The following is a 14,752-nucleotide window of genomic DNA, read 5'->3' on the forward strand; positions in this document are numbered from 1 at the left end:
GCACCGGTCACGGCGACGACCTTGAGTCGCGACATCATGGCGGCGGTGCACTATCTGTTGCCGGTGATGGAGCACTGGCTCACTCATCGACCGGAAGTGTCACCGCAGTGGCGGTGCAAGTTGTTGCTCACGGTCCGGACCGGCAAGGAAGTACTGAGTCTTGGACATCCGGCCCGCCAGCTTCGAGGAGCTGGAGGAGACGCTGGACGCGACGGCGAAGGCGGACATCGCTGTCCGTATGAGGCGGGCGCTCAGCGTGAGGGAGTGGGCCGAGCGGGGCCGATGACCCTTTCCCGCGTGGGCTGCAGGGTCAGGGGACGGCCCTGAGCTGCTGGGCCTTGGTGTGAGCGAGGCGGTAGGACTGGGTGCTGGTTTCGATGATCGCTCCGTTGAAGGTGAGGCGGTCGACGATCGCCGCGCAGAGACGGGGGCCACTTCAAGCCGTCACAACCCCTGTGCACCACCAATGCGCCCCCGCATGGGGCCACTTCGGACCGTCCGAGTGGGTCCAACTCTTTGGAGGGGCCCCGCACCCGGGTGACGGGGCCCCTCGAAGGGCGCGACGGTCCAAGTGAGGGAGCCGGACCAGACGCGCCACCAGACCAAACGAAGCAGCCGCGCCCACGTCACACACGGCCGGCCTCCTGGGCGGCCGCGGCCGCGAGGACCGTCGTCTCGGGCTGGCGCAGCGCCTGCAGGAACCGGGCCACCCGTTCCGTGGTGAGGCGGGTCATCCCCGTGTAGCCGTACGGCGCGGAGGCGGCGGAGACCGCGTCGCAGGCCTGCGCGAACGCGGGATCGTCGCCGCGCCATGAACCCGGGTGCCCGGCGCCCAGGATGAGCTGCGCCCGGGTCGGGGCCACACCGAGCGCCAGGAGCCGCAGGTACTCGGCCCGCGCGACCCTGTGGCGCTCGTCGGCCGCTTCGGGGTCCCGGCCGGCCAGGGCGATCGTCAGCCGGGTGTCGGTGCGCGCCCTGGCCCACACCGCGGGCAGGTCCAGGCCCAGGATGGTTGCCGCGTCGTCCATGGTCTGACCAGTCCGGAGCGCGGTCACGAGCTGGTCGGTCTGGCTGTCGGTGAGGGGGGGCGGAGTCGGTCATGCCCGCACCTTACGGGCGGACGCCAACAGGGGGCGCGCCCCGGACGTCAGGTGTCGACCGGGGCGCGGTGGTGTGTCCGGGTGCCACGCTACGGGCCCGGGGTGCCGCTGGCGCCGCCGGAGCCGCTCGAGCATTCGGAGTCGGGGTTCCACGGCGTCGCCTTTCAGACGGGAGGGTTGAGGCCGCGGATGCTCGAGGGCCTGAAGGCCTTGCGTCGCTCCCTACTGCCTGACCTGCGGTGCGGCGGCTTACAGTCGAGGGCATGGACACCATCCCCGAGCCGGAGCCGGCCCGCCCGTGGCGCCCGGAGGACGGGCGGGAACCCGTGGTGTGGACCTGGCCCAGGAGCGACCCCCCAGCACTGTGGGTGCGGTCGGGCGGCGCGTGGCGGTTTGCGACGGTCATGGCGCGGCAGGACTGGGCGGACGGCTCGATCTACTACCAGGTGGCCGTTGACCTGCACGGCGGCAACTTGGTGTCGGCGCGCCTGTACCGGTGGGGTCAGCCGGGGCTGAAGGTGGCGCACCGGAGCCGCTTCGAGCCGTCCAGGGGGGTCGACACGAACCACCAGGGCGACTAGCGGTCCTGCAGCTCCGCGGCGAACACGTTGCCGTAGGCGGGCAGCGGGTTGTCGGTGAGCAGGACACAGACCGGGCGGCCGTCGACGACGCGGTCGATGACCGAACCGGCCGGGGCGGAGCTGCGGATGATGACGCGCGCGCAGGGGCCGAACAGCTCGCTGGAGTTGGTTACCAGGTAGGTGCGGACGGGCCCAGTCATGGTCTGGCCTCTCGAGCGGGGGCATGGCCCCCTGTGGGCCCGCCCTGTACCCCTTCCGGGGGCCTCGAGGTCCGACCGGACAGGATTGGCCGCGTGCGGGCCACTCAGGCGGTCTGTGCGACGTCGTCCTGGCCGAGGGGGACGGCGCCCTCGGCACGCTTGAGGGCCTGCCGGGTGGCGACCAGGTCGGCGCCCGTGATCCCCTCGTGCTTGCAGCGCTTCCACCACGGGTCGCACTGGACGGCGGCGGTGGCGGCGCGAAGCTCAGCGAACAGCCGGTCGTATTCCGCGGCCTGGTCCGGGCTCCAGCCGTCCGTCGCGGAGCGCTGGCGGCTCTTCGTGCCCCGCTCGGTGTCCTCCGGCCAGCCGGGATGCGGCTCCCGGGACCACGGAAGCGTGGCCTGGTAGGTGTGAAGCGCGGCGTACAGCTCGGCGGCCGTGCGCTGGGCGGCGCGCAGGTCGGCGGGGAAGTCGAGCGCGCTGAACGGTCTGTCGGGGGCGTCGGTCATGCGATCGAGCGTAAGGCGACGCACTGACACCCCCGGCTGTCACACGAGCGAGCGCCAGGCCGGCGGCAGCAACCCGTGCCGCCGCGGCTCCTCCCAGATGACCATCCCGACGCACACCGGGCGGCACTCGTCGGGGATCCGGACTGACATGATCGTCGCTACGTGTCAACGCACCGTCGCCGTCTTCCGACGCGAAGCGGGAACGTGGCCGCTGCAACAGCTCGACCCCCAGAGAACTCCTGCCCGTCCGGCAGGGTCACCCGGACCTGGGGCGGAGGCGACTCAGCGGAGGACATGCCGGCATCGGTCGAGACGCCGCCGAGGACGCCCCGGCACGTGACGCCCTGGTCCCGCCGGAGCAGGGCGCGGGCGGGATGATGGAAACCGAGCGAGGCGAGGAGCAGCACATGGGGACCAGGCACTTCGCCCGGCTGCAGTTCGAGGCGGACGGCCCGGCCGTCGAGGGCGAGTGGACCGTCCCGGGCACCACCCAGGACCGGTACACGGAGTGGGTCGGGCTCTACGGCAGCAACCCGTCCGTGGTGATCCGGCTCATCGAGGAGACCGACGGCGCCGAACGCGTGCGCAAGACCTGGACGGCGCAGGGCGAGGTTGAGGACCGCGACAGCTGAGAACGTCCGCCGCGGACCGCCCGGCTCGATGACGCCCCGACCGAGTGGTGGCGGCAGCCTCGGCCTCGATCTGGGCGCGGGCGGCCTGCAGCCTGGCGAGGCGCTTCTCGCGGCGGTCCAGCTCGGCGGGCAGGTCGACTTCCTTGCCATCGGTGCCGAACCGCTCGTCCTCAGCGGTGTCGGTGGCCTCGGCATCCGCCAGCAGTGCAGCGGCCGTGGCCTCCAGTTCAGCGATCTCGGCCTCGGCCTGTTCCTCCTTGTCGATCAGCCGTCCGTAGCTCATGGCTCTGTGCTTGGAGGCGTTCGCCTCCAGCTTCGTGCCGTCCAGGGCGACGCGGCCCATCTTGACCCACCATGCCGAGCTTGCGCGCGAGGTGCAGGGACTGGAGGAACAGGCCGGCCAGGGCGTCTAGGTGGCGGCGGCGGAACCGGGCGATCTACCAGAAGTCCGGGGCCTGGTCTGCGGCCAGGAACCGGAACGCAACGTCGTCCACGCAACGGCGCTCGATCGCCCGCGACGAGCGCACCCCGGTGGTGTAACCGTAGATCAGCAGGCGCACCATCAGCCGCGGGTCTTAGGGCGCGCAGAGAATCAAGGTGTTGCTTCCGTGGATCTGGCTCGTTGATGTGATATGGCCATATCGCAGGAGACTCGTGATCAACTCTTTGTGAGATTAGCGGTGTTGGTTCCGCACCTGGACGAGCGTCAGCGCCGTCTGCTGATGGGAACCGAGGCCCGGATCCTGGGACACGGCGGGATCCGGGCGGTCGCGCAGGCGGCCGGGGTCAGCGAGACCACCGTCCGCAAGGGCGTCGACGAGCTGGAGGCGGGTGCGGAGCCTTCGGGACGGGTCCGCCGCCCCGGCGGCGGGCGTAAGAGGGCGGCCGAGGTGGACGAGGGGTTGCGTCCTGCGCTGTTGGCGCTGGTCGAGCCGGATATGCGTGGGGATCCGATGTCGCCGCTGCGCTGGACGACGAAGTCGACGCGCAAACTCGCCGGTGAACTCACTCGGCAGGGCCATCGCGTTTCGGCGGACACCGTCGGTGACCTGCTGCGCGAGGAGGGCTTCAGTCTGCAGGCCAACGCCAAGACGATCGAGGGCAGCCAGCATCCCGACCGCGACGCGCAGTTCCGCTACATCAACGAACAGGCCCGCGATCACCGAGACGCCGGGGATCCGGTGATCAGCGTGGACACGAAGAAGAAAGAGCTGGTCGGCGAGTACAAGAACGCTGGGCGTGAGTGGCAGCCTCAGGGCGAGCCGGTGCAGGTCAAGACGCACGACTTCCTCGACCGGCAGGGGCCGGGCAAGGCGATCCCCTACGGGATCTACGACATCACGGCGAACACCGGCTGGGTCAACGTCGGGTGCGACCACGACACCGCGGCCTTCGCGGTCGCTTCGATTGGCCGCTGGTGGCATGCCCGTGGCCGGCACGACTACCCGCATGCCGCACGGCTGCTGATCACCGCGGACGCCGGCGGCTCCAATGGCTACCGCACCCGCGCATGGAAGACCGAACTCGCAGCCCTCGCGGCCGAGACCGGCCTGCAGATCACGGTCTGCCACATGCCGCCCGGCACATCGAAATGGAACAGAGTGGAGCACCGGCTGTTCTCCCACATCTCCATGAACTGGCGCGGCAGACCGCTGACCAGCCACGACGTCATCGTGAATACCATCGCAGCCACCACCACCGGCACCGGGCTCCGGGTCGAGGCCGCACTCGACACCAACACCTACGACACCGGCATCAAAGTCACCGACGCCGAGATCGACGCCCTGGCGATGAGCAGGCACCGCTTCCACGGAGACTGGAACTACACGCTCCACCCCGCCGATGCCCCGCCCACTCCCGGCCCGAGGACGGATCCCGCGACCGTCGCCCGGCCGGCTGCAGCACCGGCTCGCATCGACGGCTCCATGCTCTGGGACCCTGAGCTGACCGGCATGACCTTCGTCGAACTGGACACCCTGCTCAACGATCTGATCCCTGCCCTGGCCGAACAGCGCGAGCGGCTCCGCCACGAGCGACGGGGCGGCGAACGACACCGAACACGCGGCGCAGGGGCCAAGGACAAGCTCTCCGACGCCGACCGGATCCTGGCCACCGTGCTCTACCAGCGCAAGATCGGCACCCATGACTTGCTTGCCCAGCTCTTCGGCGTCACCAGAAGCACCCTCACCCGCGCTGTCCAGGAAGTGCGACCCCTCCTGGCCGAGGCCGGCCACACGATCCCGCCGTCGACAGCCAGATTCCGCACCCCAACGGTGCCCTTGCCGGAAACCTCGTCCGCCCAGGTCACGCGGCATGTTCGTACTCGTGGAGGATGCCACCCAGGCGTTCACGCCTTCGTATGTCGAGGTGGGTGATCTGCCCTGGATCGCTGATCGCCTGGGGCAAGGGGTGGAGCGGTCGGGCGTTCGCGATTCCCTGATGGGGCCGATGGGAGTTGTAGAACCGCTCGAACTCCCGCACAGCGTGGCAGAGGTGGCGCTGGTTCCAGATCAACGTGCGGTCCAGCAGTTCACGCCGGCACGTCTGCACCCACCGCTCCATAATCGAGTTCATTCGGGGCATCTGGACGCCGCTGAACACGACCTCGATGGCCGCGTCCTTCAAGATGGTGTCGAACAGCTCGGGGAACTTCCCGTCCCTGTCCCGGATCATGAATCGCGCTCGGCAGCCCGTGTCCTCCAGGTCCATGACGAGATTCTTCGCGGCCTGGACTACCCAGGCCGCCGACGGGTGAGCCGTGGCGCCCAGGACGCGGACCCGGCGGCTGGCGTGCTCGATCACCGCGAACACGTACAGCCGCGCTCCAGTCAGGGTGACCGTCTCGAAGAAGTCGCACGCCAGCAGCGCCTCGGCCTGGGAGCGCAAGAAGTCGGCCCACGTACTGGAGCTCCGTCCGGGCGCGGGATCGATCCCGGCACCCTTCAAGATCTCCCATACCGTGGAGGCGGCCACCTTGATCCCCAGCACAAGCAGTTCGCCGTGCACCCTCCTGTAGCCCCACGTGGGATTTTCCCGCGCCAGGCGCAGCACCAGCACGCGGATGGAGTGCACGGTGCGTGGCCGACCCGAGCGCTTCGGCCGAGAACGGGCCGCGTGGTGGCGCGCGATCAGGTCGCGGTGCCATCGCATAACCGTGTCGGGGCGCACCAGCAACCGCAGCCGACGCAGTGCATCGCGCGGGAGCTGGTGCAGCAACGCGGCCAGGAACGCCCGATCGCTTGGCCTGAAGCGCGGCCTGTCCCCTCCCAGTTGCCGCTCCAGCACGGTGATCTGATGACGCAACGCCAGGATTTCGACGTCCTTGTCCCGGTCGCTCATCGGTAGCAAGCGCAGCATGGCGAACGCGTTCGTCACACCCAGGTAGGCCAGTCGCAGCAGCACGATCGATCATGTTCCCGCAGGGTTGGGCACTCGCGCCAGAGCCCCGACCCGAGCACGCGGGCCGCCGGCCCGCAGAACCCGCATACCGCCTCTCACCTGCACGGATGAGGTTTTCGGCAGGGGCAGCGCTGGACCAGCGAAACGATCTTCAAACACATCAAAATCGAGCAGCGCGGCGGGCGAACCGCCACCCTCCGCTCGAACAGCCCCGCCATGGTCGAGCAGGAACTGTGGGCCATGCTGTGCGTCTACCAGGCCCTCCACCAGCTGGCCGCCGATTCCGCCCACCGTGCCCACCTCCCCGTCTCGCACATCAGCTTCAAGCAGACCCTCGCCGCCGCCCGACGCTCCGTCGGCGCGGACTTTTCCCCTCGCCAGCTGACCGCCAAGGTCCGTGACGTCCAGGACGACCTGATCCGCGAGGCCGTCAAGCCCCGCCCCGGACGCGCCGCACCCCGCGCCACCAAGCGCAGCGGCACCGGCTACCGCAGCCTGCGACCCGACGAACCGGCCACCACCCACGTCACCCACACCATCGAGCTCCAGCTCTTCCCCCAAGACCAACGCCCCGCACCACCGAACAGCCCAGCCATCCCGCAGATCACCACATATGACGAGACGTCGCCTCTGCCTCGACAGATGGCATCAGCTGCCTAAATCAAGCGACGTTGGGCCAGGGGCAGTCCCGTGCAGATGCGGATGCGGAGACTTCAGAAATCCGCATCACAATGCGGAGACTGCTAGTTCCGCAGGCCAGCCTGGTCGGCTACACGCCGATTCCATCCGACCGAGCATGCGATGGCCTTGCGATGGCTCGGCATTTCCACCCGGCTCGGGAGGCGCGGACCACACCACTCAACCCCCGTCCGGCGAGAACTCCAGCTATTCGGCCGCGGCGGTGCATCACGCGTTCCACCGTGACATCCGAGCACCAGTCGGCACCGCAGCCCGCATTCTCCCCTCAACGCACCGCGAGCGTTGCCGTCGGGACCGGCCCCGAACCTACATGATGCCTTTCCAGTGCCAGGGCGGCGCCGCAGTGCGACCACGGAGGCAATCGACGCGATACTGTGCCTCGGCTTGCCACTCAGGGCGTGTTGCGGCGTGCTGCGCCGCGTAGGTGGCCATGCGTAGTTCGCGGGCACCGGCGAGGAGCCCAAACCCCTCCCACTCTGTGACATCCGTGCCGTACACCGCGCTGAACTCTCTGTACTCTGCCCGGGTCACCGCGCCGGTGGTGGTCATCTTGACCGCCGTGGACACGAGATCCCACTCCGGCGGCCCGATCGAAGCGCGCTCAAAGTCGAGCAGGACCGGTCCTCGCGCGGTGCGGGCGACGTTGCCCACCCACGCGTCGCCGTGCACGACGCATTCCCGCAAACCCGCCGGCCGGTGCGCCCACTGCTCGCGGAGTTCCGCGTGCCGATCTCGCAGCCACAAGCGATCTTCCTCCGGGAGCGACGTGGCCGCCTCGATTCGCTCGCCTACTCGGACGAACGGGTCGAGCTCGTCAAGCGGCAGATCCGGAACCGGCAAAGCATGGAGCTGCTTCAGCAAGGTCACGACGTCCATGACGGTGCCGATCTCGTGCGGTGGAAGTTCAACCCAGAAGGTAACGGGTCGGCCCGCTGCCTCGATGGGCTGCTCAATCGGCATTGCGCGGACGGCTGAGACCGCGCTATCTGTAAGCCACCGCGCGACAAGAACTTCTCGAACGGCGGCTCGCCACTGGCCCGGCCGCGCAATGCGGACGATCACTCCCCCCGACAGGCGCCATATCTCGTTCTCTGCAATCCGCACGGGCACGGCGCCCGCAGGCGTGAAACCGGCACGAGCGCAGGCCTCCTCCAGCGCGGCGCGGGCGGGGACAGCCGAGAGTGTCATGCCGGCAAGGTAGCCGTGATCCGTTGCCGCAGGTGCACGGCTTCCTCCAACCTGCGGTGCCGTCCGGCCAATTGCCGTAGTTCCTTGAGGTCGTCGGCTGCCCGGCGCGAGGTGAGCCGGCCGACGTCGTCGAGAGCCTCATGACCGATAGCGATGGCCTGCACCGGGTCTCCCTTCGCCATGAGTAGCGAGGCCCACTTTGTGCGGGAAATGCCACGCGAGCGGGCGTAGTCGTCGCCGTGACCTGCGACTGCCGCGCCGAACCGATCACCGGCCCGGCCCGGATCCTGGTCGGCGTGAATGGCCAGGTCGAACAGCGCGTGAGCCGTATCGCCGTTGTGCTGCGCCTCGTCGTAGTACGCCATCCAAGACGGGTCCGCAGCGGGATTCGAGCGCGCAAAGGCGTCGTCAGCCGCGCCCACTGCCGCCAAGGTTCCCTGAACGTCGTGCATCTTGCCGAATGCCCGGGCGCGGGCGCTGTGGAGCATCGCCTGGATGGTCGGGGTGAGCCGATCGGAGCGCACCAGGCCCTTCTCGGCGTACGTCAGGCCCTCGTCCGGATCACCGAGCCAGCTGGCCTGGCGGGACAGGAAGGAGAATGTCTTGGCGCGCAGCCACCAGTCCCCGGCCTCCTCGGCGCATTCAGCCGCAATCTTGAACGCGACCCTGGCGTCATCGTGGGCGTAGGCGTCGAAGTGCGTCGCGCCCACGACGATGCCCAGCCGTGCTACAGCCCCGAGGAGTTGCAGGCGCAGCTCCTCGGGACAACTGACGGGCAGCAGGCGCACGGCCCACTCCAAAGAGCGGCTGGCGAAGTCGCCAACCAGGCCGCCGCCGCCTTGGGCGTTGTCCCAGCGGTGGATGCCGTCAGCGATGAGGCGCAACTGCTCCAGGTCTGTGGGGCGGACCTGCTTGGGAACTTCGGGCGGTGCGGCCGGGGCTACGAGAGTGGCTAGGTCTATCGGGGCGATGGCGGCCAAACTGGTGGCTGCAAGGAAGGCACGGCGGTCCACTGGCGGAAGGCTCCGAGGTAGCGCGGCTGTGATGTCTGAGCCCAGGATGCGGCCTCGGTGGACCTCAATGGCCCCTTCTACCAACCCTTCATGGGCACTATCCGCTTGACGCCGTGTTCTGTCCGCATCACCGAACACCATTCCCCAGGCACGAGTGAGCACGCCGCCCGTCTCCAGGACTGCGTCCAGCCGCTCTGCCAGATCTCGCCGGCACCGATAATGCCCCTTCTCAATTTTGGAGATCACGTCCGAGCTGACCTGCACCATCGGGCCTAACTGTGCGGCATGCAGCCCTGGGCGCCGCTTTCGCCAGAACCGCAGCTCGGCACCAAACCAGTGCTGCGGCGACTCGTCCGGGGTAAGCACCTTTTCTGGCTGCGGCATCAACGGTCCCTGGGTCGTGATGCGGATATCTGAACTCTCCGCATCCGGATCTGCACGCGGGTCTCCCGGCCTGACTGAATGGTTGCCGACCGGTTGCACACCAGTACACACCGCAATCAAGCCTCGTTGGTGAGTTTCCCGCCAGACCGAAGTGGACCTGTGATGGCCAACCTCTTAGGACTGACCAATGCGCCAGCAGTCGGCGTGCGTGCCACCACGCGCAGCAACACGGGACACCTGGCCATAGACCTCGACGTCATGCCAGAGACCGTTCCCATCATCAGGACAATCGTGCGCGCTCACCTGCAGCTGTGGGGCCTGCACGAACTGATCGACCCGGCGGCCCTCACGGTTTCGGAACTGCTTGCCAACGTCCTGAAGCACGCCCGACCCGATACACGCAGTGGATCAAGAAATGCGCAACTGACCGTCACCCGCTTGCCCGAAGCGCTCAACGTCTGCGTGCGCGACTTCGACCCCGCACCGCCCAAGCTCTCCCCGGTGGACGACGCTGAAGAGGACGGCCGAGGACTGCACCTTGTCATCGCTGTCGCCGACGATTTCGGCTGCTCACCAGTCACCGGCGGCAAAGACGTGTGGGCGAACTTCCTCATCAACAACAGCCAAGCGAATCTGGATCGCAGGTAAGGACCCGACGCTCCATGCCACCCGCAACCCCCGTCCCGGTGTTACGTGAGTACCCCGCAATCTTCCTCCCGGGAGACCCCACAGCCCCCAGGCGGGCCCGAACCCGCGCACGAGAGGGCCTCACCGTCATCGGATGGCAGGGTGACGTCGTCGCCGCCACGGAGGTAGTCGCCGCCCTCGTGGAGAACGCCGTCACCCACGCTGTGATGCCGGACCTCCTCGGCGAAGGGGTCACCGTCAACCTGAGCATCACCCAAGACGGCCGGCTCATCATCGACGTGCTCGACCCCAAACCGGCGTTCCCCGACTTCGAACGAGTCCGGATGGCCAGCGGCTGCGGATTGTGGCACGTTCAGCAACTCCAAGCAGAGGTCACCTGGTTCACGCCTCCCGACTGCAGCGGCAAGACGGTCCGCGCCACGATGCTGCCAGGACCGGTGGCCCTGTGACCGCCGCCGTCCGCCCCGCCCCGGCCATGATGTGCGAACTGATCGACAAAGCAGGCCCCAATCCACCTGCCGTCCACGGACATGCAGGACCTCGCACACCTGATCCGCCACTCTGCTCGACCTCGACAGAAGGCGAGGTATCCGCATCCAGCTCGGCGGCCCCCTCTACGACGTAGTGATCAGCGGCGGCGGGGTGGAAGGCCGCGCCGTGGCCACCATGCTCGACAAGATCCAGAGCGGATGCGGGCCCGTCATCGAAGACCCCGAGAGCGGATGGCTGTACTAGCTCGCCCCTCCTGGCTCATCCCGCACATGGGACCCACACACCCACGGCGCCTGCACCGGCGCCAGCCCAGTTCCGACCTGAACCCGCCCCGCCACACGGCTCTCGCAGTCCACCTCACCACCCACACCGTGCAGACCCCGCCAAGATCACGCCAGGCGCGGGGGTCGGCTCCCGTGCCCGAGAGCGGAGTCCGAAGCGAGGCGCATCTTACGGAGTTGCAGGCGTCCGCCGCCTGCGGTGAGGGCACGGTCATCACCCGGCACGGCCGACTGCTCACGGTGCTGCTGCCGGTCGAGGCCCCCCGAAGTGTCGGAGGCCTTGTGGCGCGTGGCCGGGTCGTCGGGCTACTCCGCTGTTCACGCGCGATGGGGCGCGACCATGGCCCCTACGGATGCGCGCTGCCGGGCTGGCCGCGCTGCGTCGCGGCCAGCCCGGCAGCACCGACCGTACGCGACGCGGATCACTGCAGCGTAAGCGGTGGGTGAGAGATGAGAATTTGAGTGTCTGCACTCTCGTGGGGCCTCGGGAGTCGACGAGGGGTATGGGGATTCTTGAGCGGCCACGACACACAGCCGGGCCGAGGCGCTCACCGCAGGAGGAGGACCGCAGGCCCTGCGATAGAACCTGTGCCTGCACCCGACCGACGTAGATGGCGCGGTCACGGCGCGACATTTCATTCGCCGTGGCCGGAAAATTGGAGGACGGGCGTCCGGTGCCGCGTGTCCCCGAACCGGCATCGGAGGCCCGCACACCAGAGGACAGACACTTTCAGCGGGTCTCTCCTGCCGGCCGCGACCGCCTGCGCGGACCACCTCGACAAGGGGCGAGGTCCGGCGCCTGGGCCGAGGCCAATGCCGAGCGTGCACTGATCGCGAGGGCAGCGGGATAGAGCACAGCGTGTCCGAACCGGGCGCGGGCCCGATCGACGACGGCTTCGATCGCCAGCGGCTTCTCGTCGCGGCTGTCGAGGGTGAGCTGCCGGGTGGCGTGAACAGCGGGCTTGAGAGCGTCAGCCCGGAGGGCGATGCTGCGGACACGGGCCCGCTGCAGACCGAGCGACTCGTACAGACCGTATGCGGCCCGGGCCAGAGCCACCGTGTGCTGGGTCGCCTCGGGCAGGGTGCGACTGCGACGGGAGCTGGACTGGTCCGCGTAGCGGAGGGTGCAGGTCAAGCCCTGAGCGATTTGCTCGGAGTCGCGGAGCCGTGCGCCAAGGTCGTCGGCCAGGGCGAGCAGGGCCCTCCGGTGCTCGGCAGGGTCGAGTTCGTCCTGCGCGAAGCGGTGCTCGGCGCTGATGCTCGCTGGCGCCGGGTTTGGATCCACCACTGCGGTGTCGTGGCCGTGGGCACGTTCGTGGAGGGTGCGGCCGGCGCGGGCTCCGAGCAGGCGTTGCAGCGTGGCTTGGGGGACGTCGGCGACGTTGCCGACGGTGTGCAGGCCGTACTGGGCAAGCGTGACGGCTGTTTTCGGTCCGACGCCTGGCAGTTCCCGCACGGGTCGGGGCCGCAAGAACGCGTCGATCGCCTCGGGGGTGTCTTCGACGACCGTTCGCTGCCCGCTCGGGGTGAGGGCGCAGGCCATGGCGGCAATCATCGGATTCCCTGCCACGGCGGCGGAGGTGCGCAGCCCGTAGTGGGCGAGCAGTCTCAACTGGAGGATCTCGGTGATGCCGCGGGCGTCGCGTTGCCACCACCGGCGGGCGCCCGTGAGGTCGAGAACGGTGCTGTCCGGTTCGATGATCTGAACGCGCGGCGTGAAGTCCTCGAGGAGGTGTCGCACCCGTTCCATCAGGTCGGCGTCGGGACTGGGCGGCAGGTCGAAACGGACGTGGAGGATGCTCCGTCCCATGGAGCTCACCCTCGCTTCCCTGGCTGCGGTGGCCGAGCCGACGTAGGTCTGCCGAGCGGGTGCCGGCGGGCTGGATAGTGGAGATCCGACGGGTTCTCCGGCTGCCCTCACTCCGCCAACACCGCTGTTGAGGCTGGTCAAGGGGTCTCAAGGAACTTCCACTCGATGGTGTGAGGTTCTGACGATTGCTGGCAGATTCCTGGAGATCGGCCCGTAATTTGCATGCTCGTGACGGATTCCGGAACTCGTCGCTTCTCCGTCATCGTGGGCGGCAGCAGTGGCGATCAGAGGGAACGGCCGGACGAGCATGGGCAGGAACCCGGCCTCGCCGACGTGCGCACGCTGCAGAGCGCTGCAGCGGAGTCTTCGAGTCCAGCTGACGAGCGTGCGCTCTTTCAGGACACGGTTGCGGAGTATCTGTGGGCTCGCGATGTTGCTGGTCTGGCGCCGTCGACCTTGGAGTCCCTGGTCAAGCCGGTCCTGCAGCTCTGCGCCTTCTACGACACCGTGCCGTGGCGCCTGTCGCCCCGGGACGTCGACCGGTACTTCGCCGGGCCGGGCAAGGCGCCGAAGCACTCCACGACAAGGTCGAAGATCACCAGAGTCGACGGCTTCTTCGCCTTCCTTGAGCAGCGGTATGCAGGCGAGATCCTTCGTCGCTTCGGCACTGCGGTCGAATCGCCCATCGACGCCTTCAACCGGCCACGCCACCGCGGAGACTTCGGCCTGCGTATCCCTCCCTCGGCCCGGGCAACCAAGGAGTTCTTCGCCTCCTGGCGGGAGTCCCTTCCCTCTGCCCGGAAGTACCCGGTGGCCGCCCGCAACTACGTGATGGGCAAGCTCACCTACATCTCGGGCGTGCGTGCCGCGGAGCTGTGCAGCGTCCGGATCGGAGACATCCACTGGGAGAACGGCCGGTGGGGCCGCTTCCTCGTGCGTGGCAAGGGCTCGAAAGGCTCCGGCCCTCGTGAGCGAGAAGCGTTTCTCTTCCGGGAGGGTCGTGACCTGCTGTGGTGGTACATCGAAGACGTTCGTGGCGAGTTCTGCGACGACCCCAGCGACCCGCACGCGCCCCTCTTCCCATCGGAGCGTGTGCCCAGCGCGATCGCCGCGCTGAACCTGCCCGTGGCGCCGTTCCTCGTACCAGACACCTTCCGCAAGGTGCTCAAGGAAGCATCCAGGCAGCACCTCAATGACGCGATCACGGAGCTCCACCCGCATCTGCTCCGTCACGCCTGCGCAACCCACAACTACGAGGGAGGTATGCCGCTTTGGGACGTACAGGTTCTGTTGGGGCATACCTGGGCGTCCACCACGGTCGGCTACCTCGCCACAGCGAAGGGCGACCCGGAGCGGCAAAGTCTGGAGTCTTCCCGGCGAGCAGTTCGCCGGTTGAGTTGGGAGTCGTGAACCGATGAAATGGAACCTGCGCTGGGCCGCTGCTCGCCGCGATATCTGGCGGCCCACCCAACTGCTCGCCGCCTTCCAAGAGGTCGGCTTCAACCCATCGCTGAGCAAGACCGCAGCTCTATGGTCGAGTAAACCGATCACAATCCGGCTCGACGATCTGGACATGATCTGCACGGCCTTGGAATGCACGGTCGCAGACTTGATGGAGGCCGAGCCGGTCGCCGTCGTGCAACGGCCCGAGACCGAGCAGCGCGCCGTCGGCGAAAACGGGAGCACGGAGCGGGTCCGTCCGCTCCCGAAGCCAGGCAGCGGGGGCCGACGTCGCTCGCTGCCGCCCAACTGAAGGACGGATATATGCCCCGCCAGAACCGGGCCGACGGAAGCTGCGCTCATTGCCTGGCCTGGG

At 68.4% G+C, this 14,752-nt stretch carries 16 protein-coding genes and 2 pseudogenes; 9 read left to right on the forward strand and 9 right to left on the reverse strand.

Annotated elements, in window-relative coordinates; translation table 11 throughout:
* Nucleotides 1-160 precede the first annotated feature (160 nt).
* Nucleotides 161-286 carry a hypothetical protein gene (locus ACQEXA_RS50055; protein ID WP_432923486.1) on the forward strand — a complete coding sequence of 42 codons (126 nt, stop codon included), beginning with the start codon at nucleotides 161-163 and terminating at the stop codon, nucleotides 284-286.
* Between the two features lie 24 nt (nucleotides 287-310).
* Here the strand turns inward: ACQEXA_RS50055 and ACQEXA_RS50060 are convergent.
* Together ACQEXA_RS50060 and ACQEXA_RS50065 are read right to left on the reverse strand one after the other, a co-directional pair.
* Nucleotides 311-430 (reverse strand): annotated as a pseudogene (locus ACQEXA_RS50060) (IS21-like element helper ATPase IstB); the annotation flags it as partial.
* A 196-nt stretch (nucleotides 431-626) separates the two neighbouring features.
* Nucleotides 627-1,055, reverse strand: a complete 429-nt coding sequence (locus ACQEXA_RS50065) for a hypothetical protein (protein ID WP_433133225.1) — start codon at nucleotides 1,053-1,055, stop codon at nucleotides 627-629.
* A gap of 308 nt (nucleotides 1,056-1,363) precedes the next feature.
* On the opposite strand from ACQEXA_RS50065, the gene ACQEXA_RS50070 reads away from it, so the two are divergent.
* Nucleotides 1,364-1,681, forward strand: coding sequence for a hypothetical protein (locus ACQEXA_RS50070; RefSeq protein WP_432923482.1), 318 nt, complete (start codon nucleotides 1,364-1,366; stop codon nucleotides 1,679-1,681).
* On the opposite strand, the gene ACQEXA_RS50075 is transcribed toward ACQEXA_RS50070, so the two are convergent.
* Nucleotides 1,678-1,881, reverse strand: coding sequence for a hypothetical protein (locus tag ACQEXA_RS50075; RefSeq protein ID WP_432923480.1), 204 nt, complete (start codon nucleotides 1,879-1,881; stop codon nucleotides 1,678-1,680). The genes ACQEXA_RS50070 and ACQEXA_RS50075 overlap by 4 nt on opposite strands.
* Nucleotides 1,882-1,985: 104 nt before the next feature.
* Entirely contained in the window at nucleotides 1,986-2,390 is a 405-nt protein-coding gene (locus ACQEXA_RS50080) for a hypothetical protein (protein ID WP_432923478.1), read from the reverse strand.
* Between the two features lie 407 nt (nucleotides 2,391-2,797).
* Between ACQEXA_RS50080 and ACQEXA_RS50085 the strand changes: the two genes are divergently transcribed.
* On the forward strand, nucleotides 2,798-3,022 hold the full coding sequence (locus ACQEXA_RS50085; RefSeq protein ID WP_432923476.1) for a hypothetical protein: 225 nt from the start codon (nucleotides 2,798-2,800) through the stop codon (nucleotides 3,020-3,022).
* Here the strand turns inward: ACQEXA_RS50085 and ACQEXA_RS50090 are convergent.
* Nucleotides 3,009-3,594, reverse strand: a pseudogene (locus ACQEXA_RS50090) (transposase); the annotation flags it as partial. The gene ACQEXA_RS50085 and the pseudogene ACQEXA_RS50090 overlap by 14 nt on opposite strands.
* Before the next feature lie 60 nt (nucleotides 3,595-3,654).
* Here ACQEXA_RS50090 and ACQEXA_RS50095 point away from each other — a divergent pair.
* Nucleotides 3,655-5,397 carry an ISAzo13 family transposase gene (locus tag ACQEXA_RS50095; protein WP_433133227.1) on the forward strand — a complete coding sequence of 581 codons (1,743 nt, stop codon included), beginning with the start codon at nucleotides 3,655-3,657 and terminating at the stop codon, nucleotides 5,395-5,397.
* Here ACQEXA_RS50095 and ACQEXA_RS50100 read toward each other — a convergent pair.
* Nucleotides 5,327-6,424 carry an integrase core domain-containing protein gene (locus ACQEXA_RS50100; RefSeq protein WP_433133229.1) on the reverse strand — a complete coding sequence of 366 codons (1,098 nt, stop codon included), beginning with the start codon at nucleotides 6,422-6,424 and terminating at the stop codon, nucleotides 5,327-5,329. The two genes, ACQEXA_RS50095 and ACQEXA_RS50100, sit on opposite strands and share 71 nt — an antisense overlap.
* 213 nt (nucleotides 6,425-6,637) lie before the next feature.
* Between ACQEXA_RS50100 and ACQEXA_RS50105 the strand changes: the two genes are divergently transcribed.
* Nucleotides 6,638-7,081, forward strand: coding sequence for a hypothetical protein (locus tag ACQEXA_RS50105; protein ID WP_433133230.1), 444 nt, complete (start codon nucleotides 6,638-6,640; stop codon nucleotides 7,079-7,081).
* Between the two features lie 345 nt (nucleotides 7,082-7,426).
* Here ACQEXA_RS50105 and ACQEXA_RS50110 read toward each other — a convergent pair whose 3' ends face one another.
* Together ACQEXA_RS50110 and ACQEXA_RS50115 are read right to left on the reverse strand one after the other, a co-directional pair.
* Nucleotides 7,427-8,308 carry a phosphotransferase family protein gene (locus ACQEXA_RS50110; protein ID WP_433133232.1) on the reverse strand — a complete coding sequence of 294 codons (882 nt, stop codon included), beginning with the start codon at nucleotides 8,306-8,308 and terminating at the stop codon, nucleotides 7,427-7,429.
* Nucleotides 8,305-9,705: a helix-turn-helix domain-containing protein gene (locus tag ACQEXA_RS50115; RefSeq protein ID WP_433133234.1), complete on the reverse strand. Its 1,401-nt coding sequence runs from the start codon at nucleotides 9,703-9,705 to the stop codon at nucleotides 8,305-8,307. The genes ACQEXA_RS50110 and ACQEXA_RS50115 overlap by 4 nt, the downstream gene beginning before the upstream one ends.
* 162 nt (nucleotides 9,706-9,867) lie before the next feature.
* Between ACQEXA_RS50115 and ACQEXA_RS50120 the strand changes: the two genes are divergently transcribed.
* Both ACQEXA_RS50120 and ACQEXA_RS50125 read left to right on the forward strand, forming a co-directional pair.
* Nucleotides 9,868-10,353, forward strand: coding sequence for an ATP-binding protein (locus ACQEXA_RS50120; protein WP_433133236.1), 486 nt, complete (start codon nucleotides 9,868-9,870; stop codon nucleotides 10,351-10,353).
* A gap of 14 nt (nucleotides 10,354-10,367) precedes the next feature.
* Nucleotides 10,368-10,802 (forward strand): ATP-binding protein, encoded by a 435-nt coding sequence (locus ACQEXA_RS50125; protein WP_433133238.1) that lies wholly within the window; start codon nucleotides 10,368-10,370, stop codon nucleotides 10,800-10,802.
* A 1,054-nt stretch (nucleotides 10,803-11,856) separates the two neighbouring features.
* Here the strand turns inward: ACQEXA_RS50125 and ACQEXA_RS50130 are convergent.
* Nucleotides 11,857-13,047: a DNA polymerase Y family protein gene (locus ACQEXA_RS50130; protein ID WP_433133240.1), complete on the reverse strand. Its 1,191-nt coding sequence runs from the start codon at nucleotides 13,045-13,047 to the stop codon at nucleotides 11,857-11,859.
* 111 nt (nucleotides 13,048-13,158) lie between these two features.
* Between ACQEXA_RS50130 and ACQEXA_RS50135 the strand changes: the two genes are divergently transcribed.
* Nucleotides 13,159-14,346 carry a tyrosine-type recombinase/integrase gene (locus ACQEXA_RS50135; protein WP_433133242.1) on the forward strand — a complete coding sequence of 396 codons (1,188 nt, stop codon included), beginning with the start codon at nucleotides 13,159-13,161 and terminating at the stop codon, nucleotides 14,344-14,346.
* A 4-nt stretch (nucleotides 14,347-14,350) separates the two neighbouring features.
* Nucleotides 14,351-14,689, forward strand: coding sequence for a helix-turn-helix domain-containing protein (locus tag ACQEXA_RS50140; RefSeq protein WP_432923441.1), 339 nt, complete (start codon nucleotides 14,351-14,353; stop codon nucleotides 14,687-14,689).
* Nucleotides 14,690-14,752: the final 63 nt, after the last annotated feature.

Source organism: Streptomyces sp. CA-106110 (assembly GCF_050936285.1).
In the GTDB taxonomy this organism is placed as follows: domain Bacteria; phylum Actinomycetota; class Actinomycetes; order Streptomycetales; family Streptomycetaceae; genus Streptomyces.

Bases quoted from the DNA above. Each gene is read 5' to 3' on its own strand.
- ACQEXA_RS50120 (WP_433133236.1), top strand. From the start codon at position 9,868: ATGGCCAACCTCTTAGGACTGACCAATGCGCCAGCAGTCGGCGTGCGT.
- ACQEXA_RS50080 (WP_432923478.1), bottom strand. From the start codon at position 2,390: ATGACCGACGCCCCCGACAGACCGTTCAGCGCGCTCGACTTCCCCGCC.
- ACQEXA_RS50125 (WP_433133238.1), top strand. From the start codon at position 10,368: ATGCCACCCGCAACCCCCGTCCCGGTGTTACGTGAGTACCCCGCAATC.
- ACQEXA_RS50135 (WP_433133242.1), top strand. From the start codon at position 13,159: ATGCTCGTGACGGATTCCGGAACTCGTCGCTTCTCCGTCATCGTGGGC.
- ACQEXA_RS50110 (WP_433133232.1), bottom strand. From the start codon at position 8,308: ATGACACTCTCGGCTGTCCCCGCCCGCGCCGCGCTGGAGGAGGCCTGC.
- ACQEXA_RS50085 (WP_432923476.1), top strand. From the start codon at position 2,798: ATGGGGACCAGGCACTTCGCCCGGCTGCAGTTCGAGGCGGACGGCCCG.
- ACQEXA_RS50070 (WP_432923482.1), top strand. From the start codon at position 1,364: ATGGACACCATCCCCGAGCCGGAGCCGGCCCGCCCGTGGCGCCCGGAG.
- ACQEXA_RS50105 (WP_433133230.1), top strand. From the start codon at position 6,638: ATGGTCGAGCAGGAACTGTGGGCCATGCTGTGCGTCTACCAGGCCCTC.
- ACQEXA_RS50140 (WP_432923441.1), top strand. From the start codon at position 14,351: ATGAAATGGAACCTGCGCTGGGCCGCTGCTCGCCGCGATATCTGGCGG.
- ACQEXA_RS50115 (WP_433133234.1), bottom strand. From the start codon at position 9,705: ATGCCGCAGCCAGAAAAGGTGCTTACCCCGGACGAGTCGCCGCAGCAC.
- ACQEXA_RS50095 (WP_433133227.1), top strand. From the start codon at position 3,655: ATGGCCATATCGCAGGAGACTCGTGATCAACTCTTTGTGAGATTAGCG.
- ACQEXA_RS50075 (WP_432923480.1), bottom strand. From the start codon at position 1,881: ATGACTGGGCCCGTCCGCACCTACCTGGTAACCAACTCCAGCGAGCTG.